The sequence below is a fragment of the Pseudomonas sp. M1 genome, assembly GCF_022760135.1.
In the GTDB taxonomy this organism is placed as follows: Bacteria; Pseudomonadota; Gammaproteobacteria; order Pseudomonadales; family Pseudomonadaceae; genus Pseudomonas; species Pseudomonas citronellolis.
The window spans coordinates 1,979,007-2,001,263 of the sequence record NZ_CP094343.1; the positions used below are offsets into that span (position 1 = coordinate 1,979,007).

Annotated in this window: 20 protein-coding genes; 13 read left to right on the forward strand and 7 right to left on the reverse strand. The window is 68.6% G+C overall.

Translation table 11 applies throughout. From position 1 onward, the window contains the following. Positions 1 to 47: 47 nt before the first annotated feature. The 3 genes from PM1_RS09045 to PM1_RS09055 all read left to right on the forward strand — a co-directional run bounded on the left by PM1_RS09045 (position 48) and on the right by PM1_RS09055 (position 3,712). Positions 48 to 944: a LysR family transcriptional regulator gene (locus tag PM1_RS09045; RefSeq protein ID WP_009623521.1), complete on the forward strand. Its 897-nt coding sequence runs from the start codon at positions 48 to 50 to the stop codon at positions 942 to 944. Then, positions 941 to 1,534, forward strand: a complete 594-nt coding sequence (locus tag PM1_RS09050) for a tRNA-uridine aminocarboxypropyltransferase (protein WP_009623520.1) — start codon at positions 941 to 943, stop codon at positions 1,532 to 1,534. Before PM1_RS09045 ends, PM1_RS09050 begins: the two co-directional genes overlap by 4 nt. A gap of 570 nt (positions 1,535 to 2,104) precedes the next feature. Continuing rightward, positions 2,105 to 3,712, forward strand: a complete 1,608-nt coding sequence (locus PM1_RS09055; RefSeq protein WP_009623519.1) for an ABC-F family ATP-binding cassette domain-containing protein — start codon at positions 2,105 to 2,107, stop codon at positions 3,710 to 3,712. Between the two features lie 188 nt (positions 3,713 to 3,900). Here the strand turns inward: PM1_RS09055 and PM1_RS09060 are convergent, their stop codons facing one another. After that, entirely contained in the window at positions 3,901 to 4,269 is a 369-nt protein-coding gene (locus PM1_RS09060; protein WP_009623518.1) for an antibiotic biosynthesis monooxygenase family protein, read from the reverse strand. Between the two features lie 73 nt (positions 4,270 to 4,342). Between PM1_RS09060 and soxR the strand changes: the two genes are divergently transcribed. Next, positions 4,343 to 4,825: a redox-sensitive transcriptional activator SoxR gene (gene soxR / locus PM1_RS09065; RefSeq protein ID WP_009623517.1), complete on the forward strand. Its 483-nt coding sequence runs from the start codon at positions 4,343 to 4,345 to the stop codon at positions 4,823 to 4,825. Here soxR and PM1_RS09070 read toward each other — a convergent pair. Then, entirely contained in the window at positions 4,798 to 5,757 is a 960-nt protein-coding gene (locus tag PM1_RS09070; RefSeq protein ID WP_009623515.1) for a threonine dehydratase, read from the reverse strand. The two genes, soxR and PM1_RS09070, sit on opposite strands and share 28 nt — an antisense overlap. Positions 5,758 to 5,976: 219 nt before the next feature. Between PM1_RS09070 and PM1_RS09075 the strand changes: the two genes are divergently transcribed. Further along, positions 5,977 to 6,939 carry a DMT family transporter gene (locus PM1_RS09075; RefSeq protein WP_009623513.1) on the forward strand — a complete coding sequence of 321 codons (963 nt, stop codon included), beginning with the start codon at positions 5,977 to 5,979 and terminating at the stop codon, positions 6,937 to 6,939. Positions 6,940 to 7,537: 598 nt separating this feature from the next. Here PM1_RS09075 and aqpZ read toward each other — a convergent pair. The 4 genes from aqpZ to PM1_RS09095 form a co-directional block, all read right to left on the reverse strand. Further along, complete coding sequence (gene aqpZ / locus PM1_RS09080) at positions 7,538 to 8,224, reverse strand: aquaporin Z (RefSeq protein ID WP_009621566.1); 687 nt, start codon at positions 8,222 to 8,224, stop codon at positions 7,538 to 7,540. Positions 8,225 to 8,374: 150 nt separating this feature from the next. Next, complete coding sequence (locus tag PM1_RS09085; protein WP_009621568.1) at positions 8,375 to 8,998, reverse strand: NAD(P)H-dependent oxidoreductase; 624 nt, start codon at positions 8,996 to 8,998, stop codon at positions 8,375 to 8,377. Beyond that, complete coding sequence (locus PM1_RS09090; RefSeq protein ID WP_009621570.1) at positions 8,991 to 10,385, reverse strand: class II fumarate hydratase; 1,395 nt, start codon at positions 10,383 to 10,385, stop codon at positions 8,991 to 8,993. The genes PM1_RS09085 and PM1_RS09090 overlap by 8 nt, the downstream gene beginning before the upstream one ends. Positions 10,386 to 10,482: 97 nt before the next feature. Beyond that, entirely contained in the window at positions 10,483 to 11,496 is a 1,014-nt protein-coding gene (locus PM1_RS09095; RefSeq protein WP_009621572.1) for a DUF2804 domain-containing protein, read from the reverse strand. Between the two features lie 152 nt (positions 11,497 to 11,648). Here PM1_RS09095 and PM1_RS09100 point away from each other — a divergent pair, with 152 nt between their 5' ends. From PM1_RS09100 to PM1_RS09135, 8 genes are all read left to right on the forward strand, one after another. Then, positions 11,649 to 12,194, forward strand: coding sequence for a DUF2059 domain-containing protein (locus PM1_RS09100; RefSeq protein WP_099049072.1), 546 nt, complete (start codon positions 11,649 to 11,651; stop codon positions 12,192 to 12,194). Between the two features lie 13 nt (positions 12,195 to 12,207). Continuing rightward, entirely contained in the window at positions 12,208 to 12,516 is a 309-nt protein-coding gene (locus tag PM1_RS09105) for a BolA family protein (protein WP_009621576.1), read from the forward strand. A 110-nt stretch (positions 12,517 to 12,626) separates the two neighbouring features. Continuing rightward, positions 12,627 to 13,568 (forward strand): oxygen-dependent tRNA uridine(34) hydroxylase TrhO, encoded by a 942-nt coding sequence (gene trhO, locus PM1_RS09110; protein WP_009621578.1) that lies wholly within the window; start codon positions 12,627 to 12,629, stop codon positions 13,566 to 13,568. Between the two features lie 39 nt (positions 13,569 to 13,607). Further along, the gene (locus PM1_RS09115) at positions 13,608 to 14,210 is read left to right on the forward strand and encodes a DsbA family protein (protein ID WP_161788528.1); all 603 of its coding nucleotides are present in this window, start codon (positions 13,608 to 13,610) and stop codon (positions 14,208 to 14,210) included. Positions 14,211 to 14,789: 579 nt separating this feature from the next. After that, positions 14,790 to 17,246: an EAL domain-containing protein gene (locus tag PM1_RS09120; protein ID WP_009621582.1), complete on the forward strand. Its 2,457-nt coding sequence runs from the start codon at positions 14,790 to 14,792 to the stop codon at positions 17,244 to 17,246. Positions 17,247 to 17,308: 62 nt separating this feature from the next. Further along, a complete protein-coding gene (locus PM1_RS09125) occupies positions 17,309 to 18,094 on the forward strand; it encodes a TenA family transcriptional regulator (protein ID WP_009621583.1) in 786 nt (261 codons plus the stop codon). 938 nt (positions 18,095 to 19,032) lie between these two features. Continuing rightward, positions 19,033 to 20,442, forward strand: a complete 1,410-nt coding sequence (locus tag PM1_RS09130; RefSeq protein WP_009621585.1) for an amino acid permease — start codon at positions 19,033 to 19,035, stop codon at positions 20,440 to 20,442. 102 nt (positions 20,443 to 20,544) lie between these two features. Beyond that, positions 20,545 to 20,922 (forward strand): MliC family protein, encoded by a 378-nt coding sequence (locus PM1_RS09135; protein WP_009621587.1) that lies wholly within the window; start codon positions 20,545 to 20,547, stop codon positions 20,920 to 20,922. Positions 20,923 to 21,112: 190 nt separating this feature from the next. Here the strand turns inward: PM1_RS09135 and PM1_RS09140 are convergent, their stop codons facing one another. Then, positions 21,113 to 22,036, reverse strand: a complete 924-nt coding sequence (locus PM1_RS09140; protein WP_009621589.1) for a hypothetical protein — start codon at positions 22,034 to 22,036, stop codon at positions 21,113 to 21,115. Between the last annotated feature and the right edge of the window lie 221 nt (positions 22,037 to 22,257).

Consider the following 22,257-nt stretch of genomic DNA (forward strand, 5'->3'; position numbering starts at 1 on the left):
GTGACTGCTGAACTGGAGCCCCTCCACCTCGAATTGCGGAGCCCTTCATGAGCGCCAGCGCCCTGCCCGACGTCAAGCTTCTGCGGATTTTCGCCTGCGTGGTGCGCAACCAGGGCTTCGCCTCGGCGCAGCAGGAGCTGAACCTGTCGACCTCGGCCATCAGCACCTACATGAGCCAGTTGGAGAACCAGTTGGGCATCGTGCTCTGCCACCGCGGCCGCGGCGGCTTCGGCCTGACCAGCAAGGGCGAGCTGTTCCACCAGGAAACCCTGCGCATCCTCGGCGAACTGGAAGGCTTCGAGCGCTACGCGGCGACCCTGAAGGGAGAGCTGCGCGGCACCCTCAACCTCGGCGTGCTCGACTCCACGGTAAGCGACCCGGCGCTGCCGCTGGCCGACGTCATCGGCTCGTTCAGCAGCCTGCACCCGGCGGTGCACCTGCACCTGCAGGTACAAAGCCCCTACGAACTGCAACTGGCGGTGTTGGACAACCGCCTGGACCTGGCCATCGGCTCCTTCTTCAGCCGCATGAACGGCCTGGTCTACCAGCCGCTGTACCGCGAGCAGCACTGGCTGTACTGCAGCGACCGCCACCCGCTGTTCGACGGCCGGCGCATCCCCGCCGAGCTGATCACCCAGCAGCGCATGGTCGGCCGCGGCTACTGGAGCCAGGCGGAACTGGCGCGCCACGGCTTCAAGCACAGCGCGGCGACGGTGGAAAGCATGGAGGCGCAGCTGATCCTGATCCTCTCCGGCGGCTACATCGGCTACCTGCCCGAGCACTACGCGCATTCCTGGGTGGAGCAGGGCAGGCTGCGCGCGCTGTCGCCGGCCACCTTCGGCTACCAGGCGCCGTTCTCGCTGATCCTGCGCCGCGGCCGCTCCCGCGAGCCGCTGATCCAGAACTTCCGCGACCTGCTGCGCACGCAGCCGGGCAAGCCATGAGCCGCGCCCGCTGCGAACGCTGCCTGCGCCCGGCCGGCCATTGCCTGTGCGCGCTGATCCCGCACCTGGACAACCGCACCCGCGTGCTCCTGCTGCAACACCCCAGCGAAGCCGGCCACGCCCTGAACACCGCGCGCCTGGCGGCCCTCGGCCTGGCCAACGCCGAACTGCGGGTGGGCGAGGACTTCCGCGACCTCGACCTGTCCGCCGAGGACGCCTGGCTGCTGTTCCCCGGCGAAAACGCCATCCCCCTCGCCGAACTGGCTACCCGCCCGGCCTCCCGGCCACGCCTGCTGGTGGTGCCCGACGGCACCTGGCGCAAGGCGCGCAAGCTGCTGCACCTCAACCCGCACTTGGCAGCCCTGCCGCGAGTAGTGCTGCCCGAAGGCCTGACCTCGCGCTACCGCCTGCGCAAGGCCCCGGCCGAAGGCGCGCTGTCGACCATCGAGGCGGTGGTGCATGCGTTGAACGCGCTGGATGCACCGCAGTCCTTCGACGCGCTGCTGCGACCGTTCGAGGCGCTGATCGACGGGCAGATCGCAGCGATGGGGGAGGAGACCTTCAGGCGCAATCACCAGCGCCCACACTGATTCCGTTCGTCTCGCCGGGGCTGTCGCTCTTTTGCAGGAGCGGGCAACCCCGGCTTCTCGTAGGAGCGAGCTTGCTCGCGAACAGACTCCGCTGCGGGGCTCATTCGCGAGCAAGCTCGCTCCTACGAAGAGCACCTCCGAACCCACCTGCGCGCGATTCGCGGCCATGGGCCGCGGAAATTCCAGCGTAGGATGGTGTTGAGCGAAGCGATACCCATCGCCATGGCCGCATGGGTTTCACCAAGGCTCAACCCATCCTACGAGGAGCGCCTCGGCGACGGCCCTCAGGCCAACCGCTCCGCCACCTGAAAACTGTCGAAATGAATGCTCCTGACCTCCCAGGTGCCGCAGTCCCAGGTGGCTTCCCAATCCGGCTGCGCCAGCGCCCTCACTGATTCCGTTCGTCTCGCCGGGGGCTGACAGCCGTGGCTGCCGTTCTTTATAGTGCGCACTTCATTTCCTTTCGCGAGGTGTTCGTCCGATGCGCAATTGATGCCGCCGTGCCCGCACGGCCCGTTTCCGTCCCAGGCTGTGTGCCCTGGGAGATTCATGGCATCCATTGGAGTCGGTATGACGAGCCCCTTCACCCTGGCGCTGCAAGGCGTCACCTGCCAGTTGCCCACTGGCGAAATCCTCTTCCGTGATATTGACGAAAGCCTCGACGAACGCCGCACCGGCCTGGTGGGGCGCAACGGCGTGGGCAAGTCGCTGCTCGCGCGCATCCTCGCCGGCGAGCTGGCGCCCAGCGCCGGGCGTTGCCTGCGCCAGGGGCGCGTGCACTATCTGGCGCAGCACCCGGTGGGCGCCGCCAGCGTGGCGGAGCTTGCCGGCGTGGCGGCTCCCTTGCAGGCCCTGGCGCGTATCGAGGCCGGTGGCGTGGACGCGGCGGACTATGAACTGCTCGACGGCCGCTGGGACGTTCGCCAGCGCCTGGAGGCGGAGCTGACCGCCTGCGGCCTCGGCCACCTGGAGGCGGAAACCCCGGCGGCGCGTCTGAGCGGTGGCGAAGCCACGCGGGTGGCGCTGCTCGGCGCCTGGCTCAGCGGGGCCGACTGCCTGATCCTCGACGAGCCTAGCAACCACCTCGACCGGCCCGCCCGCGAGGCCCTACACGAACAGTTGCAGCGCTGGCGCGGCGGCCTGTTGCTGGTCAGCCATGACCGCCTGCTGCTGGAGGGCATGCAGCGCATCCTGGAACTGTCGGCGGATGGGCTGCGCAGTTACGCCGGAGGCTATTCCGCCTATCGCGAGGCGCACCGCCTGGAGCGGGATGGCGCGCTGCGCGAATTGCAGCGGCGCAAGCTGGAGCGCGAACGCCAGCAACGCGCCATGCAGGCCCAGCGCGAGCGCCAGGAGCACCGCCAGGCCAGGGGCCGGCATCAGGCCAGCGAGGTCAACCAGGCGGCCATCCTGGTGGACCGACAGAAGGAGCGAAGCCAGGCCAGCATCGCCAGGCTGCATAGCCAGCACGGCGAGCGCCGCGAGCGACTCGACGACGAGGTTCGCGAAGCCTTCGCCCGGGTGCGCCAGGACGCCGAGGTGCTGCTGGACGCACCGGACTGCGAGCTGCCGGCACAACGCGGGGTGCTCGTGCTGGAAGGGCTGCGCCTGCCCTTCGGCACCTGCCGTGCCCCGCTCGACCTGCAGCTCTGCGGGCCGAGCCGGTTGGCCCTGACCGGGGCGAATGGCTCCGGCAAGTCGACCCTGCTCAAGGTCTTGGCCGGCCACCTGGCGCCGCTCGCCGGCTACTGCGAGACGAAGGTGCGCACCGCCTACCTGGATCAGCATCTGCACAGCCTGCGCGCGGATCGCTCGGTGTTGCAGTCATTGCTGGAGCGCAACCGCCGCATGGCGCCTTCCGACCTGCGCACGCGCCTGGCCCGGATGGGCCTGGGCGCCGCGCGCATCGAACTGCCCACGGCACTGCTCAGCGGCGGTGAGCGGGTCAAGGCGGCGCTGGCATGCGAGCTGTACGTCGAACAGCCGGCGCAATTGCTGCTGCTCGACGAGCCGGACAACCACCTCGATCTCCCGGCCCTGGAGGCTCTGGAAGCGTTGCTGCGGCAGTACCGTGGCGCGTTGCTGGTAGTCTCCCACGACGAGGCCTTCCTCGCCGCCCTGGAACTGGACGGCCGACTGCAGGCCAGTGCCGAGGGTTGGTGCTGGGCCGCGCCCTAGCGGCTCTACCCGGTCGCTGTGGCCAGCTCGCGTACCTTGCAGGCGAGCACCCCCGGACTCACCTGTAGGAGCGCGCCCTGCGCGCGATTCGCGGCCATGGGCCGCATACGCCACAGGGGAAACGTCACAGCCGCATGGGTTTCGCCAAGGCTCAACCCATCCTACGAAGAGCACCTCGACGACGGCCCTCAGGCCAGCCGCTCCGCCACCAGGAAACTGTCGAAATGAATGCTCCTGGCCCCCAGCCGCAGCAGGCTGTCGCTGAACAGCTCGCTGCGCGTGGCGCCGCAGTCCCAGGTGGTTTCCCAGTCCTCGCGGCTGCGCCAGTGCACGCAGCCGAGCAGGTGGCGGCCGTCTTCGCTGGCGCGCAGTTCCGCGCCCAGGTAGCCCGGCGCCTGGTGGAACAGTTCGCGCAGCTGCTCCAGGTAGTGGCCCAGGCGCTCGGCGATGTCGGGCTGTTGCGCCGGCGCTACCTCGATGTCGATCAGCAGGGCGAAATGCGCTGGGGTTCCGGCCTGGTCGGCGTCGGTGCTGCAGTAGGCGCTGGGAATGATCATGGGTGGGCTCCTGGGCTTGAAGGCAGACGCTGGCGAGGGTAAAACCTCAACTTAACTTGAGGTCAAGCCCGCCATGCCGAAAAAACACCAGGCCCTGCACGTACCCCATGAACTGAGCGTCGGCGAACTCGCCAGGCGCGCCGGCGTGGCTGTGTCCGCGCTGCATTTCTACGAGGCCAAGGGGCTGATCCACAGCACCCGCAATGCCGGCAACCAGCGCCGTTACCCGCGCGACGTGCTGCGCCGGGTGGCGGTGATCAAGGTGGCGCAGCGCGTCGGCATCCCGCTGAACGAGATCGCCGAGGCTCTGGCCAGCCTGCCCAGCGGGCGTTCGCCCATGGCTGCCGACTGGGCGCGGCTTTCTGCGCGCTGGCGTGACGACCTGGACGAGCGCATCGCCAAGCTGGTGCTGCTGCGCGACCAGCTCAACGGCTGCATCGGCTGCGGTTGCCTGTCGCTGGAGACCTGCCCGCTGCGTAACCCCGGCGACAGGCTGGCGGAGCAGGGGCCGGGCGCGCACTGGGACGGTCAGCCGCCGGACAGCTCGCGGGCGTAGACCTCGCGGTCGACGTTGCCGCCGCTGAGCACCAGGCCCACCTTCAGCCCGCGCAGCGCTTCGCGCTCCTGCAGGGCGGCGGCCAGCGCCGCGGCGCCGGCGCCCTCGGCGACGTTGTGGGTGGCGGTGAACAGCAGGCGCATGGCCGCGCCGATTTCCGCATCGCTGACCTGGACGAAATGGTCGGCGCCGGCGCGGATCATCGCCACCGCGTTCGGCTCCGGCGTGGTGCAGGCCATGCCGTCGGCCAGTTGCGTGCTGGTGGCGTGGAACACCGGCTCGCCGGCGGCGAAGGACAGCGCATAGGCCGGCGCATGGCTGGAGACCACCCCGACGATGCGCGTCTTCAGGCCCAGGGCGTCGCGCGCGGCGATCATCCCGCAGATGCCCGAGCCCATGCCCACCGGCACGTAGCACACGTCCAGGCCGGGCAGGGCGCGCAGCAGCTCCAGGCTGTAGCTGGCCACGCCGGCCACCAGCCAGGGGTGGAAGGAGGGAATCAGGTGCAGGCCGTCGCGCTCGGCCAGTGCGGTGGCGTATTCGCGGGAGGCCTGGAAGTCTTCGCCGTGCTCGATCAGGTTGGCGCCCAGGGCGCGCATGGCGGCGTTCTTCTCGCGGCTGTTGCCGTGGGGCACGACTATGGTCGCCGGCATGCCCAGGCGCGCCGCGGCGAAGGCGATGGACTGGCCGTGGTTGCCGCGGGTGGCGCTGATCACCCCGGCCGGGCAGGGCGCCTGGGCCGCCAGGTGGTGGAAGTAGACCAGCCCGCCGCGCAGCTTGAAGGCGCCCACCGGCGAGTGGTTCTCGTGCTTGACCCAGGTTTCGCAGCCCAGGGCTTCCACCAGCAGGGGCCAGCGGATCTGCGGAGTGGGCGACAGGCTGCGGTGGACGATGGCGGCAGCGGCTTCGAGGGCGGGCAGGCTGAGCGGCATGGGGTTCTCCTATGGGAAGAGGGGAGTCTAGGACGCTGCGCCGGGAATGCGACAGGTACAGCTGGGAAGAGGATTTTCGTAGGTCTCCAGTAGCGCTTCCGGCCGCCTGCGCCCGAGTGTGCCGCCGGACCGGTACAGTTGTATCGCCGAACTGTTCCTGTCGAGCGCCACCGGCGCTGGCTTAGCATGGCTGACCGCACACGCGAAGGGCTGTCCTCCATGCACGTTTCCTCCGGCCGCTGGCAATTCGGCCTGTTCCTCTCCCTGGTCACCGCCGTGCTCTGGGGCATCCTGCCGATCAAGCTGAAGGAAGTCCTGAAGGTGATGGACCCGGTCACCGTCACCTGGTACCGCCTGGTGGTGGCCGGTGGCGTGCTGTTCGTCTGGCTGGCCGTACGCGGCCAGCTGCCGCGCTTCCGCCCGCTGGGCCGGCGCGGCGGCGGCCTGGTGCTGCTGGCGGTGCTGGGGCTGACCGGCAACTACGTGTTCTACCTGGTCGGCCTGCGCATGCTCACCCCGGGCACCACCCAACTGGTGATCCAGATCGCGCCCATCCTGCTGCTGCTCGGCAGCCTGTTCGTCTTCAAGGAGAGCTTCAGCCTCGGCCAGGGGCTGGGCCTGCTGGTGCTGCTGGGCGGCTTCGCGCTGTTCTTCAACCAGCGTCTCGGGGAACTGTTCGGCTCGCTGGGCGACTACACCCTGGGCGTGCTCATCGTCCTGCTGGCGGCTTTCGTCTGGACCTTCTACGGCCTGGCGCAGAAGCAGTTGCTCACGCAGTGGAACTCGCTGCAGGTGATGATGGTGATCTACCTGGGCTGCGCGCTGCTGCTCAGCCCCTGGGCGCATCCGCAGCAGGCGCTGCTGCTCGATGGCGTGCAGGCCTGGCTGCTGCTGGCCTGCTGCCTGAACACCCTGGTGGCCTACGGCGCCTTCGCCGAGGCCCTGGCGCATTGGGAAGCCTCGCGGGTCAGCGCGACCCTGGCGCTGACGCCCCTGGTGACCATCGCCAGCGTGGCCGTGGCGGCCAGCCTGTGGCCCGGGCACCTGCAGCCGGAAAGCCTCGACGGCCTGGCCTACCTGGGAGCGCTGCTGGTGGTGTGCGGTTCGGCGCTGACCGCGCTGGCGCCGTCGCTGCTGCGCAGCTACCGGGCGCGGCGGGCGAGGGCGGCGCTGTCGTCCTGAACCATCCCTTTAATTTCGCGAATGATAGGCGCGGATGAAGCCGGTGCGGGGACGTTATCGTGAATGCGGGAAGGGCGATCGGCGGGGCCGTGGATCAGGGCACCCTCCTCTCCCTGAAGGGAGAGGGGACCGTTCGGCGTGCGCGGGTGTTTCGGCGTTAGCCGGCAACTGCGGGATCCCCAACTGACTCCATCTCCCTTCTCGGCACGGGCTAGCCCCCTCTCCCTCCGGGAGAGGGCTGGGGTGAGGGGAAAGCCCGAGCGCCGATGTCATTCCCTGTAGGAGCGCGCCCTGCGCGCGAATCGCGGGCAGGGCCCGCTCCTACAAGTGCATGGCTTCATGGAACGTGTGGGGGAACGGAATCGAGCGAGCAGGCCTGCGGCCCCCTCACCCTAACCCTCTCCCGGAGGGAGAGGGGACCGTTCGGAGTGCGTTGGTACTTCGGCGTTAGCCGGCTGGCACAGGGATCGCCGGCTGAAGCCAGGCCTTCTCTCGGCACGGGCCAGCTCCCTCTCCCTCCGGGAGAGGGCTGGGGTGAGGGGAAAGCCCGCGCGCCGACGTCATTCCCCTGAACGAGCGGACCCCATCCGCGAATCACTCAACGCCCGCGAATCACCCGCCAGGCCAGGGCGCCGAGCACCCCGCCGGCCAGCGGCGCGACCCAGAATGCCCACAGCTGCTGCAGCGCCCAGGGATCGGTGAAGGGCGCCACGCCCAGGCTGCGCGCCGGGTTCACCGAGGTGTTGCTGACCGGGATGCTGACCAGGTGGATCAGCGCCAGGGCCAGGCCGATGGCCAGCGGCGCGAAGCCGGCGGGGGCGTCGCGGTCGGTGGCGCCCATGATGATGAACAGGAAGACCGCGCTCATCAGCACTTCGCACAGCAGCACCGCCTGCAGGCTGTAGCCGCCCGGCGAGTGCTCGGCGTAGCCGTTGGCGGCGAAGCCCTTCGATGGGTCGAAGCCGGCGGCGCCGCTGGCGATGCAGTAGAGCGCGGCGCCGGCGAGCAGGCCGCCGGCCACCTGGGCCAGCACGTAGGGCAGCAAGTGCTGGGCGGGGAAGCGTCCGCCGACGCACAGCCCCAGGCTCACCGCCGGGTTGAAGTGGCCGCCGGAGATCGGCCCCACGGCGTAGGCCATGGTCACCACGGTCAGGCCGAAGGCCAGCGACACACCGAGCAGGCCGATGCCGACATTGCCGAATTGCGCGGCCAGCACGGCGCTGCCGCAGCCGCCGAAGACCAGCCAGAAGGTGCCGACGAGTTCGGCGCCGAGTTTGCGAAACATGTTTCCCTCCCAGGAACCCAAGGGCCGCCGGAATGGCGGCAAGGGCCGGGATGCTAGGCGAGGAGGGCGGGAGGGGGCTTTAGGGAACGTCTGGAAAAGCCCCGGCTCCCGGAGATGGGATGCTGGGCGGGCCGTCGGCCCGCCCGGTGCTCACACCTGCGTGCCCAACTGCTCGGCGCGCTTGAGCCAGGCCTGGCGCTGTTCCTCGCTGGCGCCGCGCATGGGGCTGAACTCTTCCAGGTGGCGGGTGGCGATGCCGCACGGGCCGAGGATGCAGCGCACCATCTGGCGGTGCGCCGGGGCGCCCTGGCGCAGGCGGTAGCGCCAGTGCGTCTGGTCGTGGGTCACCAGCAGGTCGGCGCTGCGCCCGCCCAGCAGCGGTTCCCACTCGCGGTCCTGCGGGGTGCGGTAGCGGAAGGCGAAGCCGGGCAGGAACACCCGGTCGAAGAAGCCCTGCAGCAGCGCCGGCAGGCCGCCCCACCAGATCGGGTAGACGAACGCCAGGTGCTGGGCCCAGTGCACCTGGCGCTGGGCTTCGAGCAGGTCCGGCTCCAGGTCCTGGCTGCGCTCGTAGCCGCCGCGCAGCACCGGATCGAAGCGCAGTTCGCCGAGCTTGAGGGTGCGCACCACGTGGTCCCGGCTGCGCGCGCCGTGCTGGTAGGCGTCGGCCAGGGCGTGGCAGAAGCCGTCGGCCTTGGGCGTGCCGAGGATCACCAGGATGCGCTTGCCGTCGCCCTCCAGGGGCGTGGCGCCGGATTTGCCGGATTCAACCATGCTGCCCGGCCTCCAGCATGTCCTGTGGGCGGACCCATTCGTCGAACTGCGCATCGGTCAGGTAGCCCAGCTCCAGCGCCGCCTCGCGCAGCGAGGTGCCTTCCTTGTAGGCCTTCTTGGCGATTTCCGCGGCCTTGTCGTAGCCGATGTGGGTGTTCAGCGCGGTGACCAGCATCAGGCCGCGCTCCAGGTGCTCGGCCATGCGCTCGGCGTCCGGCTGCAGGCCGGCGATGCAGTGGCTGTTGAAGTTGCGGCAACCATCGGCCAGCAGGCGGATGGATTCCAGCAGGTTGTGGATGATGACCGGCTTGAACACGTTCAACTGCAGGTGGCCCTGGCTGGCGGCGAAGGTTAGGGCGGCGTCGTTGCCCATGACCTGGCAGGCCAGCATCGACAGCGCTTCGCACTGCGTCGGGTTGACCTTGCCGGGCATGATCGAGCTGCCCGGCTCGTTGGCCGGCAGGCGTACCTCGGCGATGCCGGCGCGGGGGCCGGAGCCGAGCAGGCGCAGGTCGTTGGCGATCTTCATCAGCGCCACGGCGAGGGTCTTCAGGGCGCCGGAGAGCGTCACCAGCGGCTCGTGGCCGGCGAGGGCGGCGAACTTGTTCGGCGCCGAGACGAAAGGCAGGCCGGTGAGGCCGGCCAGCTCGGCGGCGATGTCCTCGGCGAAGCCCGCCGGGGCGTTCAGCCCGGTGCCCACCGCGGTGCCGCCCTGGGCCAGCTCGTAGACCGCCGGCAGCGCGGCGCGGATGGCGCGCTCGGCGTAGTCGAGTTGGGCGACGAAGGCCGACAGTTCCTGGCCGAAGGTGATGGGCGTGGCGTCCATCAGGTGGGTGCGCCCGGTCTTCACCAGGTCGGCGTGGCGCGCCGACTGCGCGGCTATGCCGCCGACCAGCTCGGCGATGGCCGGCAGCAGCTCCTGGTGCACGGCTCGGGCGGCGGCCAGGTGCATGGCGGTGGGGAAGCTGTCGTTGGAACTCTGCGCGCGGTTGACGTGGTCGTTGGGGTGCACCGGCGCCTTGCCGCCGCGGGCGTTGCCGGCCAGTTCGTTGGCGCGGCCGGCGATCACCTCGTTGACGTTCATGTTGCTCTGGGTGCCGCTGCCGGTCTGCCAGACCACCAGGGGGAACTGGTCGTCGTGCTGGCCGGCGAGGATTTCGTCGGCGGCCTGCTCGATCAGCTGGCCGATCTCCGCCGGCAGCTCGCCCAGGCGCACGTTGATGCGCGCGGCGGCCTTCTTGACCAGCGTCAGGCCGTAGACCACAGCCAGCGGCATGCGCTGCCCGCCGATGGCGAAGTTCTCCAGCGAGCGCTGCGTCTGCGCGCCCCAGTAGGCCTGCTCGTCGACCTCGATGGGGCCCAGGCTGTCGGTTTCGGTCCGTTTCATGAAGGCGTCCTCCCGGAATGATCTGAGGGAGTTTAGGCCTTGTGCCGGCTTTCGGGTTCCGCGCTGCGTCAATGGCGCTTATAGCTTGCCGGCGGGCCTACCAGCGTGCGTGGGTGGCGCCTATCCAGCCCAGGGCGCGCTTGACCGGCACCTGCTCGCCGGCGGCGCTGCGCAGGAAGCCGTCGTAGTGGCCGAACCACTGGCTGGTGTGGGCGTAGAGCAGTCCCAGGCGCGGCGAGGCCTCGTGCAGCTTGAGCGGGGTGAAGGCGAGGTCGACGCGCTGGTCGGCGGTGCTCAGGCGCCAGGGGGCGAGCGGGTCGTTGGGCGCCTGGCGGATGTCCACCTCGCCGCGCAGGCGCTGCAGCTCGCCGCCGAACCACAGGGCGTTTTCCTTGTGTTCGCTGTGGTCGGTCCAGCCCGAGCCGAAGTTGCCGGCGATGCCACCGGGCGCGGCGAAGGCGGCGCGCGTCCAGAAGCTGCGGAAGGGCCACACGCCGCGGCCGAAGTCCAGCGCGGCGAAGCTCTGCCCGGCCTGGGCCTGGTAGGTTTCCTCGCCCAGTTGCAGGGCGCCGGTGAAGGGCAGGCCCATCTGCCGGCTGCAGGCGTGGAAGTGGTTGCCGCCCATGGGCACCACCAGGTTGACCGAGTCCAGGTGCGCCGGGCGCTGCACGTCCAGCGCCAGGGATAGCGGCAGGCCGCCCAGGTCGCCGGCGTCGGCGTGGATGCGCAGGCGCGCGCCCTGGTCGTCGAAGCCCAGGTTGAGGCGTTCGTGGCGGAAGGCGTGGCTCTGGTTGGGGTGGTCGGGCAGCTCGCAGCACAGGCCCAGCGGGCAGATCTGGGTGCGGGAATAGGCCTTGCCGGTGTTCAGGTCGAGGAAGTAGAGGGCGCCGTAGCCGAGGTAGTCGAGGTCGGCGATGGTCAGCGAGAGCATCCAGCCCGGGCTGATCAGGCACCAGTGGTTCCAGCGCTTGCGCCGGCCGCGCTGGCCGGGCAGGGCGCAATCCAGCAGCGGCCGCGAGGACCAGCCGATGGCGCCCGGGTCCAGGTGGCCTCGCGCATTGCACAACATCGGTAGGGCAGGAGGCAGCGTAAGGCGGGCCTGGGAGGTCATCGAACACATCCATGTGACAATCTGACCCAGCATGCCGATTCGACGCTGGCAGAACAAGGGTAGGCAGCAACTTTCAGTCATTTCTGCCACTGGGCTGGCATAAACGCCGTTGCTCGGCTCCCGCTTGAGGGCTTTCAGAACTTAGGCGCAGAATGGCGGGTCCCAAGGGACACACCAGACAGACTCAAGGACTGCCCATGACCGCCCTTCGCAAGATTTGCACCGCTGCACTCCTCGTTGGTTTCAGCTCCATGGCCCTGGCCGATTCCGCCGCCGAGGCCGAGAAATTCCTCAAGCAGGTCCACGCCGACAAGCTCACGGTGCCGGTCTACGCCCAGGTGCAGCAGATGTTCGCCCAGCACTTCGCCCAGGCGAAGGCGCCGGACAGCAAGAAGGCGGTGCTCGACCGCTACCAGGCCAAGGCCAACGCCGAGCTGGACCGCGCGGTGGGCTGGGAGAAGATCAAGCCGGAGCTGGTCAAGCTCTATTCGGACAACTTCACCGAGTCCGAGCTCAAGCAGCTGAACGACTTCTATGCCTCGCCCCTGGGCCAGAAAGTGCTGCAGAAGATGCCGCGCCTGACCGCGCAGTCCGCCCAGCTGACCCAGGCCAAGCTGCAGACCGCGGTCGACCCGGTGAACAAGCTGCTGGCCGACATGGACAAGGAACTGGGCGTGAAGGCCCCGGCGAAGAAGTGACGGAAACAGCGACATGAGCATGCAGGAACGTATCCAGTCCGCCCTGGCAGCCGGCCTCGAACCGCAGCACCTGCAGGTGCTGGACGAGAGCCACATGCACAGCCGCGGCCAGGAAACGCACTACAAGGCCGTGATCGTCAGCCCGGTATTCGCCGGGCTGAATTCGGTCAAGCGGCACCAGAAGGTCTACGCCACCCTCGGCGAGCTGATGGGCCAGTTCCACGCCCTTGCACTGCACACCTACACCCCCGAGGAATGGGCCGGGCAGGGCGCCGCGCCCGACTCGCCGACCTGCCGCGGCGGCAGCAAGCACGACCACTGACGCTGCCCGGTCGTTGCGGTAGAATGCGCCAACGCCGGCAACCGATGCCGGCGTTGTCTTTTCTGACCCGGTCCGCCCTTTACGCGGGCGACCACTGGAGGATGTACCCCATGACCCGCTCCATCGTCGTGGCGGCGCTGTACAAGTTCGTTTCCCTGCCGGACTACGTCGCGCTGCGCGAACCCCTGCTGCAGACCCTGCTGGACAACGGCATCAAGGGCACCCTGCTGCTTGCCGAGGAAGGCATCAACGGCACCGTGTCCGGCACCCGCGAGAGCATCGACGCGTTGCTCGCCTGGCTGCGCCGGGACCCGCGCCTGGCCGACGTCGACCACAAGGAATCCTACTGCGACGAGCAGCCGTTCTACCGCACCAAGGTCAAGCTGAAGAAAGAGATCGTCACCCTGGGCGTGCCCGGCGTCGATCCCAACCGCCGCGTCGGCACCTACGTCGAGCCGCAGGACTGGAACGCGCTGATCAGCGACCCCGAGGTGCTGCTGATCGACACCCGCAACGATTACGAAGTGGCCATCGGCACCTTCGAAGGCGCCGTCGATCCCAGGACCAAGTCGTTCCGCGAGTTCCCCGAATACGTCAAGGCCCACTACGACCCGGCCAAACACAAGAAGGTCGCCATGTTCTGCACCGGCGGCATCCGCTGCGAGAAGGCCTCCAGCTACATGCTCGGCGAGGGCTTCGAAGAGGTCTTCCACCTCAAGGGCGGCATCCTCAAGTACCTGGAGGAAGTGCCCGAGGAACAGAGCCTGTGGCGCGGCGACTGCTTCGTGTTCGACAACCGGGTGACCGTGCGCCACGACCTCACCGAGGGCGACTACGACCAGTGCCACGCCTGCCGCAACCCGATCTCTGCCCTGGACCGCGCCAGCGAGCACTACGCCCCGGGCATCAGCTGCCCGCACTGCTGGGACACGCTGAGCGAGAAGACCCGCGCCAGCGCCCGCGAGCGGCAGAAGCAGATCGAACTGGCGAAGCTGCGCAACCAGCCCCACCCCATCGGCCGCGACCCGCGGCAGGCCGTCCTGGAGGACTGATCCTTGGCCAACGCCCGCCTGCTCTACGTGATGGACCCCATGTGCTCCTGGTGCTGGGGTTTCGCCCCGGTGGCCCAGGCGCTGATCGAGCAGGCGGGCGCCGCCGGCGTACCGCTGGCGCTGGTCATGGGCGGGCTGCGCACCGGCCACGGCGCGGGGCTGGAGCCGACCACCCGGCGCTACATCCTCGAGCACTGGCAGGCGGTGCAGCAGGCCACCGGCCAGCCGTTCCGCTTCGAGGGCGCGCTGCCCGAAGGCTTCGTCTACGACACCGAGCCGGCCTGCCGCGCGGTGGTCGCCGCCCGGCGCCTGGACGAGGAGGCCGCCTGGGCGCTGGTCAAGGCCATCCAGCAGGCCTTCTACGTCGAGGGACGCGACGTCACCGAGGCCGCGACCCTGGCGCAGCTGGCCGAAAGCGCCGGCCTGCCGCGCATCGAGTTCGCCGAGCTGTTCGACAGCCAGGAAAACCACCTGGCGACCCAGGCCGACTTCTCCTGGGCCCGCGACCTGGGCATCGCCGGCTTCCCCACCCTGCTGGCCGAGCGCAACGGCCAGCTGGCCCTGCTGACCAATGGCTACCAGCCGCTTGAAGAACTGGCGCCGATGCTGGAACGCTGGCTGGAGCGCGGCCGCCAGGGCTGATTCCTGTTTCGCTGTTGGTGGTGATGGGTATCGCTTCGCTCAACGCCATCCTACGTCGGTGTTCCTCCTGTCATGCCGACGCCACTGTCTTGCCGCCCGCGCCGAGGCGCTTTTCGTAGGATGGGTTGAGCTTGCGATACCCATCGCCATGGCGATGGGTATCGCTTCGTGTACGGGCATGGTGTTTGCCGGCGGATGTAGGAGCGAGCTTGCTCGCGAACGGCGCTCCCCGGCGGCCGGCGTGGCCTGATCGCTCGACGTCATCCTGAATCCGCATCGCTGCGCTTCGCGTTCGCGAACGGAATTGCCCTGCGGCACCGACACGTCCACCACCGACGAAGTGCGCCACTGTCGCCCATCGGCTGACCGGAGGCCCTGGCGCAGGGGTTGGCAGCGGCGCAGGCGACGGCCGGCGGCATATTGTCGGACAATTTTGAGATTTTCCTCGGCCCAGGCCCTGTACCCCCGCCTTGTGGAATGGCTACCATGCGCTAAGAGTAAGGAGGGGCCGTTGCGCTCCAGTCCGGCTACGGCGGGCTGCCGCAGCGGTAAGGACACGAAAGGAATCCGACAATATCCATGGGTGCTACTGGGCAGAGCCGTATTCGCCATGACTCCCGGCTGTGGAAGCTGGTATGGCCGTTCATCGCCGTGGTCCTGCTGCAGGGATTGCTTGGCGTAGGCAGCCTTTACCTGATTTCGGGAGTGCGCGCCTACGTCGGCGGCGAGAGCCTCTGGTCCAAGGGCCAGAAGGACGCCATCCACTACCTGCAGCGCTACGGCGAGACGCGCGACGCCGACGACTACCGGCGCTACCAGGAAGCCATCGCCATCCCCCTCGGCGACCGCCTGCTGCGCACCGCCCTGGACAGCCCGCAGCCGGACTACGAACTGGCGCGCAAAGGCATCCTCGCCGGCGGCAACCATCCCGACGACGTCGGCGCCATCATCACCCTCTACCGCTATTTCCACGACTTCAGCTACTTCAACGAGGCGGTGCGCTACTGGAAGGAGGGCGACCGCTACCTCGACCAGCTCCAGGCCATCGCCGAAGAGATGCACCAGCGCATCCAGACCGGCCAGGTCGGCCCCGGCGACATCAGCTACTGGGACCAGCGCATCCAGGCCATCAACGAAGGCGTGACCCCCGCCTCCATGGCCTTCAGCGCTGCGCTCGCCCAGGGTTCGCGCTCGGTGATGCGCCTGCTGCTGGCGGCCAACGTCGTCAGCGGCCTGGCCCTGATCCTCCTGGCGGCCTGGCGCACGCGCAACCTGCTGCTGGCCCAGCGCGCCTTCCAGAGCGCCCTGGACAGCGAGCGCGAGAAGGCCCAGACGACCCTGGCGGCGATCGGCGACGCGGTCATCACCATCGACGAGAACGCCCACATCGCCTACCTCAACCCGGCCGCCGAACGCATGATCGGCTGGGACAGCGAGATGGCCGTGGGGCTGCCGCTGAAGTCGCTGCTGCGCATGCTCGACGAGACCTCCGAGGAAGAGGACCTGGCCCTGGTCGGGCAGGTCCTGCGCGGCGAGGTGGAGGCCGGCAGCGAGATCAGCAAGCTGCTGCAGCGCCTGGACGGCAGCGGCGTGGTGGTGACCCTGGTGGGCACGCCGATCCGCGTCGGCGGGCGCATCGTCGGCGCGGCGCTGGTGCTGCACGACATGACCCGCGAGCGGCAGTACATGGAAAGCCTGTCCTGGCAGGCCACCCACGATTCCCTGACCGGCCTGAGCAACCGCCGCGAGTTCGAGTACCGCCTGGAGCAGGCGCTGGAGCGCTCGGCGCAGCGCAACGACCGCCACAGCCTGATGTACCTCGACCTGGACCAGTTCAAGCTGGTCAACGACACCTGCGGGCACGCCGCCGGCGACGAGTTGCTGCGCCAGGCCTGCAGCGTCCTCGAAAGCTGCCTGCGCGAGGGCGACACCCTGGCGCGCCTGGGCGGCGACGAGTTCGGCGTGCTGCTGGAGAACTGCCCGCCGGAGGTCGCCGAGCAGATCGCCGAGAACCTCCGCCAGGGCGTCGAGAACCTGCACTTCGTCTGGGACCGGCGGCCCTTCAACATCACCGTCAGCATCGGCGTGGTGCACGTCACGGCCATGCTGGTGTCGGTGGAGGAGGCCCTGCGCTGCGCCGACATGGCCTGCTACCTGGCCAAGGAGAAGGGCCGCAATCGCGCCCAGGTGTTCAGCCCGGACGACAGCGAGCTGTCCATGCGCTTCGGCGAGATGGCCTGGGTCCAGCGCATCCGCCAGGCCCTGGACGAGGACCGCTTCCGCCTGTTCGCCCAGCGCATCCGCGCCGTCGACCCGCAGGCCGAGGAGGGCCTGCACGTCGAGCTGCTGCTACGCGTGCTGGACGAGAACGGCCGCCTGGTGCCGCCCAACGACTTCATCCCGGCCGCCGAGCGCTACGGCCTGATGCCGCTGATCGACCGCTGGGTGGCCAACCGCGCCTTCGAGATCCTCGCCGAACGCCGCGAGGCCGGCTGCGAGCCGATCGCCACCTGCGCCATCAACCTGTCCGGCGCCACCATCGGCGACGCCAGTTTCATCCAGATGCTCCGCGAACTGCAGCCGGCCTACGGCCTGGCGCCGGAGAACATCTGCTTCGAGGTCACCGAGACCAGCGCCATCGCCAACCTGGTCAGCGCCACCCAGTTCATCCACGAACTCAAGGCCATGGGCTACCGCTTCTCCCTCGACGACTTCTGCGCCGGCATGTCGTCCTTCGTCTACCTCAAGCACCTGCCGGTGGACTACCTGAAGATCGACGGCAGCTTCATCAAGGACATGCTCGACGACCCCATCGACCGCGCCATGGTCCAGGTGATCAACCAGATCGGCCACGTCATGGGCAAGCGCACGGTGGCGGAGTTCGTCGAGTCGGAGGAAATCCTCGAGGCGCTGCGGGAAATCGGTATCGATTATGCCCAGGGTTACGCCGTGGGCCGCCCGCTGCCGTTCAACCGTCACTATTCCGGGCAGGCGGAGCCGGCCCTGGTGGAGCCGGACACCACCTCCGGACGGTGACAGCCGGCGGCCCGTCATCTAGTCTGGCGGTCGATTTCGTCGACGCACAAGGATGGGCCAGCATGAACGAAGCATTTCTCCGCGTCGGGTCGCTGAAGGACCTGACCAGTTACCCGCAGTGGGCTCAGGACCTGGTGGTCGCCTGCGAAAGCGCCCGCCGCGCGGTCTCCGGGCACGAGTTCTACCGCCGCCTGCGCGACGGCCAGATTGGCGCCGCGACCATGCGCACCTACCTCATCGGCGGTTGGCCGGTGGTCGAGCAGTTCCCCCTGTACATGTCGCAGAATCTGCTGAAGACACGCTTCGGCCGTTCCCCCGGCGAGGACATGGCGCGGCGCTGGCTGATGCGCAACATCCGCGTCGAACTGAACCACGCCGACCACTGGCTGCGTTGGGCCGAGGCCTATGGCGTGGGCCTGGCGGCGCTGCGTGCGCAGGAGGTGCCCGAGGCGCTGCACGCCCTCGGCCACTGGTGCTGGCACAGCAGCGCCTCGGACGACCTGGCGGTGGCCATGGCGGCCACCAACTACGCGGTGGAGGGCGTGACCGGCGACTGGTCGGCGCTGGTCTGCTCCAGCGACGCCTACGAGCAGACGCTGCCGGCGGAACTGCGCAAGAGCGCGATGAAGTGGCTGCGCCTGCACGCCCATTACGACGACGACCACCCCTGGGAAGCCCTGGAGATCATCTGCACCCTGTGCGGCCAGGAAATCGCCCCCGGGCGCTGGGACGAACTGCGCGCGGCCATCTGCAAGAGCTTCCGCTACATGGAACTGTTCCTCGACCACTGCCTGGCCCGGGAGCTGGCCGGCACCTCGCGCCGCCCGCAGGTGCGCGTGGCCGGCTGAGACCCCGCCTCGGGGCGTTTGGCGGGGTAGAGGCAGGCGTAGAGGCAGGCGGATTGCGCCGCCCATGGGAATGGTGCGGGTGGGGCGGCGTAGCGGATCTCATCCGCGAATCGCGCCGGAGGTTCCGGCTAATCGCGGACAAGGTCCGCTCCTACGGGGAGAAACACCGTGCTTCCCGGCAACCTGTAGGAGCGGGCCCTGCCCGCGATTCGCGCGCAGGGCGCGCTCCTACATGGGAATGGTGCGGGTGGGGCGGCGTAGGAGCGGATCTCATCCGCGAATCGCGCCGATACCCCCGGCTATCGCGGACAAGGTCCGCTCCTACGGGGAGAAACACCGTGCTTCCCGGCGACCTGTAGGAGCGGGCCCTGCCCGCGATTTCGCGCGCAGGGCGCGCTCCTACATGGGAATGGTGCGGGTGGGGCAGCGTAGGAGCGGATCTCATCCGCGAATCGCGCCGATACCCCCGGCTATCGCGGACAAGGTCCGCTCCGTTGCAGGCGAGCATGGCTTCTCGTAGGAGCGAGCTTGCTCGCGAACACTCTCCACTGTGGGGCTCCTTCGCAAGCAAGAACATGGCTCTCGGGTTCGACGGCGGATAACCGCAAACGGTTATCCGCCCTACGCCACCACCCCACAGCGGTGTAGCGCCGTGCATCTACCCTGGAAACCTGACGAACCGCTGTGTAACGAAGGCTTTACGCGGCCGCCGACGCACTGCGCAGCCCGCCATGGCTGTAACGAAAAGCTGCCGCCCGCGACGCTGGCCAGGCGCTTTCCCACAAGGGTTGCGGACTTGTTCGCCGCGACCGCAGCCGCTGATATGGCGCCTGCCCCGCGCCCGGCGGCAATTCGTCGCGGCGCGATGCGCCTTGCATGCCGCGCGGCCACGAACCGCGGGGCCCGATCCGTCACAGATAACAACAAAAGGTGACGCAATGACGCGTGATACCCAGCACGCAGGCCAGTTGCAGCGCGGCCTGAAGAATCGCCACATCCAGCTGATCGCCCTCGGCGGCGCCATCGGCACCGGCCTGTTCCTCGGCTCGGCCGGGGTGCTCAAGTCGGCCGGGCCGTCCATGCTGCTCGGCTACGCCATCGCCGGGGTGATCGCCTTCCTGATCATGCGCCAGCTCGGCGAGATGATCGTCGAAGAGCCGGTGGCCGGCTCCTTCAGCCACTTCGCCCACAAGTACTGGAGCGGTTTCGCCGGCTTCCTCTCCGGCTGGAACTGCTGGGTGCTGTACATCCTGGTCGGCATGTCCGAACTCACCGCGGTGGGCAAGTACGTGCACTACTGGTGGCCGGACGTGCCCACCTGGGCCAGCGCCGCCGTGTTCTTCGTGCTGGTCAACCTCATCAACCTGGCCAACGTCAAGCTGTTCGGCGAGGCCGAGTTCTGGTTCGCGATGATCAAGGTCAGCGCCGTGGTCGGCATGATCTTGCTCGGCTGCTGGCTGCTGTTCTCCGGCCACGGCGGCGAGCAGGCGAGCGTGAGCAACCTGTGGAGCCACGGTGGCTTCTTCCCCAACGGCGCCAGCGGGCTGGTGATGGCCATGGCCTTCATCATGTTCTCTTTCGGCGGCCTGGAGATGCTCGGCTTCACCGCCGCCGAGGCCGACCAGCCGAAGACGGTGATCCCCAAGGCGATCAACCAGGTGCTCTGGCGCATCCTGATCTTCTACGTCGGCGCCCTGGCCGTGCTGCTCGCGCTGACGCCCTGGGACAGCCTGCTGCAGAGCATCAGCGCGGCCGGCGACGACTACAGCGGCAGCCCCTTCGTGAAAGTGTTCTCGCTGCTGGGCAGCGACACCGCCGCGCACATCCTCAACTTCGTGGTGCTCACCGCGGCGCTGTCGGTCTACAACAGCGGCACCTACTGCAACGGCCGCATGCTGGTCGGCCTGGCCGAGCAGGGCGACGCGCCCCGCGCCCTGGCGAAGGTGGACAAGCGCGGCGTGCCGGTGCGTGCGCTGCTGGTGTCGGCGCTGGTGACCTTCCTCGCGGTGGTGGTCAACTACGTGATCCCGCACCAGGCGCTGGAGCTGCTGATGTCCCTGGTGGTGGCGGCGCTGGTGATCAACTGGGCGATGATCAGCTACGCGCACCTGAAGTTCCGCCAGCGCATGGACCGCGACGGCGTGCGCACCGCCTTCCGCGCCATCTTCTACCCCTACGGCAACTGGCTGTGCCTGGCCTTCGTGGTGTTCATCCTCGGGGTGATGGCGATGATCCCGGGCATCCAGGTCTCGGTGTACGTGATCCCGCTGTGGCTGCTGGTGATGTTCGCCTGCTACCGCCTCAAGCGCTCGCGCGCCGCGCAGCCGGTGCTGGCACTGGCCGAGTGAGGGCGAGCCGCGCGCCCGACTTTTCGCCGGGGCGCGCGGCGTTGCCGCCGGCAGCGAACCTTGGCTAGAGTGTCCTGGCCATTTTTCGTCAGAGGGACACCCATGAAAAAAGCATTCTGGCTGCTGGCCGCCGCCGTTCCCGTGCTGCTGGTCGCCTGTGGCGGCGAGGAGAAGAAGGCGCCGCCGGTGGACGCGCTGGTCCTGCCCGGCGACGCCAAGCTGGATTCGCGCAGCGTCGACTACAAGTGCGACGACGGCCGCAAGTTCAGCGTCCAGTACCTGAACAAGGGCGACAACCACCTGGCGGTGGTGCCGGTGAGCGATAGCGCCAGCCTGGTGTTCGCCAACGTCATCTCGGCCTCAGGCGCCAAGTACGCCGCCGGCCAGTACATCTGGTGGACCAAGGGCGAGGAAGCCACCCTGTACAAGGACTGGAAGGGCGGCGAGCCCGCCGACGGGGTTTCCTGCAAGGAGCGCTGAGTTCGTCGCGATGAAGAAAGCCCGGTCTGCGCCGGGCTTTTTCATTGGTGAGAGCTGCGCCGAGGTGCTTTCGTAGGATGGGTTGAGCCTGCGAAACCCATGCGGGCATTGGTGATGGGTATCGCTTCGCTCAACCCATCCTACGGGGCTCGCTCCTACGAGAAGCCGTACCCGTACCGAGGCCCGAACCTCAGAAACTGAACTCCAGGTTCACCGTCGGCGTCGAGGTGCGGCTGCCGGTGCCGCCGTCCACGCCGAACTTGTTGTGCCAGTACTCGTAGCCCACGCCGAGCCAGAGGTTCGGCTGGCGCCTGGCGCCGGGCAGGGCCGCCACCATCAGCGAGGTGCGCACCAGCGTCTCGGCGGCGGTGTCCTTGTCGTTGTAGTCCTCGCCCTTCTCGCCGACGTGGTTGAGGAAGCCCTGGAATTTGGCCATGCGCTCGCCGAGCTGGAAGGGTTTCAGCCAGGTCAGGTTGAGCATGTAGGTGCCATCGAAGGTGTGGTCCGGGTGCTTTGCGCCGGGCACGCCGAAGTGGTTCTTCTCGCGGTAGTACAGCAGGCTCAGGTCGAGCACGCCGGCGCCGTTGAACTTCACCGTGGGGCCTATCACCAGGGCGCGCTTCTTCGCCGAGGCCAGGTTGTTGTTGCGGCTGGCGTCGAAGCCGAAAGTCAGCGCATGGTCCTTCACCAGGCCCTTGCCCAGCGGCACGTCGAACACCCGCGAGGCGTACAGCTGGTGGCGGTACACCGCGTAGACCTCGCTGCCGCCGTGGTCGGTGCCCTTGCGCGGGTCGCGGCTGTCGGAGAGGAACACGTCCAGATGGAAGAAGTTGCTGCCGTAGCGATAGCCGTCGGCGTGGCTGAAGCTGTAGATGCGCTTGGCGAACTTGTCCGGGTTGTTCGGGTTGGTGAACTGCTGGCCGTAGCGGAAGCCCAGCGTGTTGCTGGTCCACTCGAAGAAGCGGTCGTCGTCGGCGAAGGCCGCGTCCAGGGGGAGGCCGGCCAGCAGGGCGGCGCTCAGGGCGATACGGCTGCCGGTGCTCAGGCGGCGGGGCGTACGCGGGGGTTGGCGGACGGCGCTGGGCGCCGGCACGGAGGATACCGGGCGGAACATGCTGCACCTCGATCTTGTTGTTGTTATGGGGCCGGTTGCCGCGTGACTGCCCGCGGCCGGACAGGGACGGTTCTAAAGGTCTGTTGGATTCATTGCAAGAGATTTTTGTATACACAAGTGTATTCAAAAATTGATCCGCGAGTCAGGAATCGGCCTTGCGCCGCGCCGGGCCGCGTTCTGTGCCTGCTGGCGATTGCGCGTTATGCTGTGCTTTCCCTCCG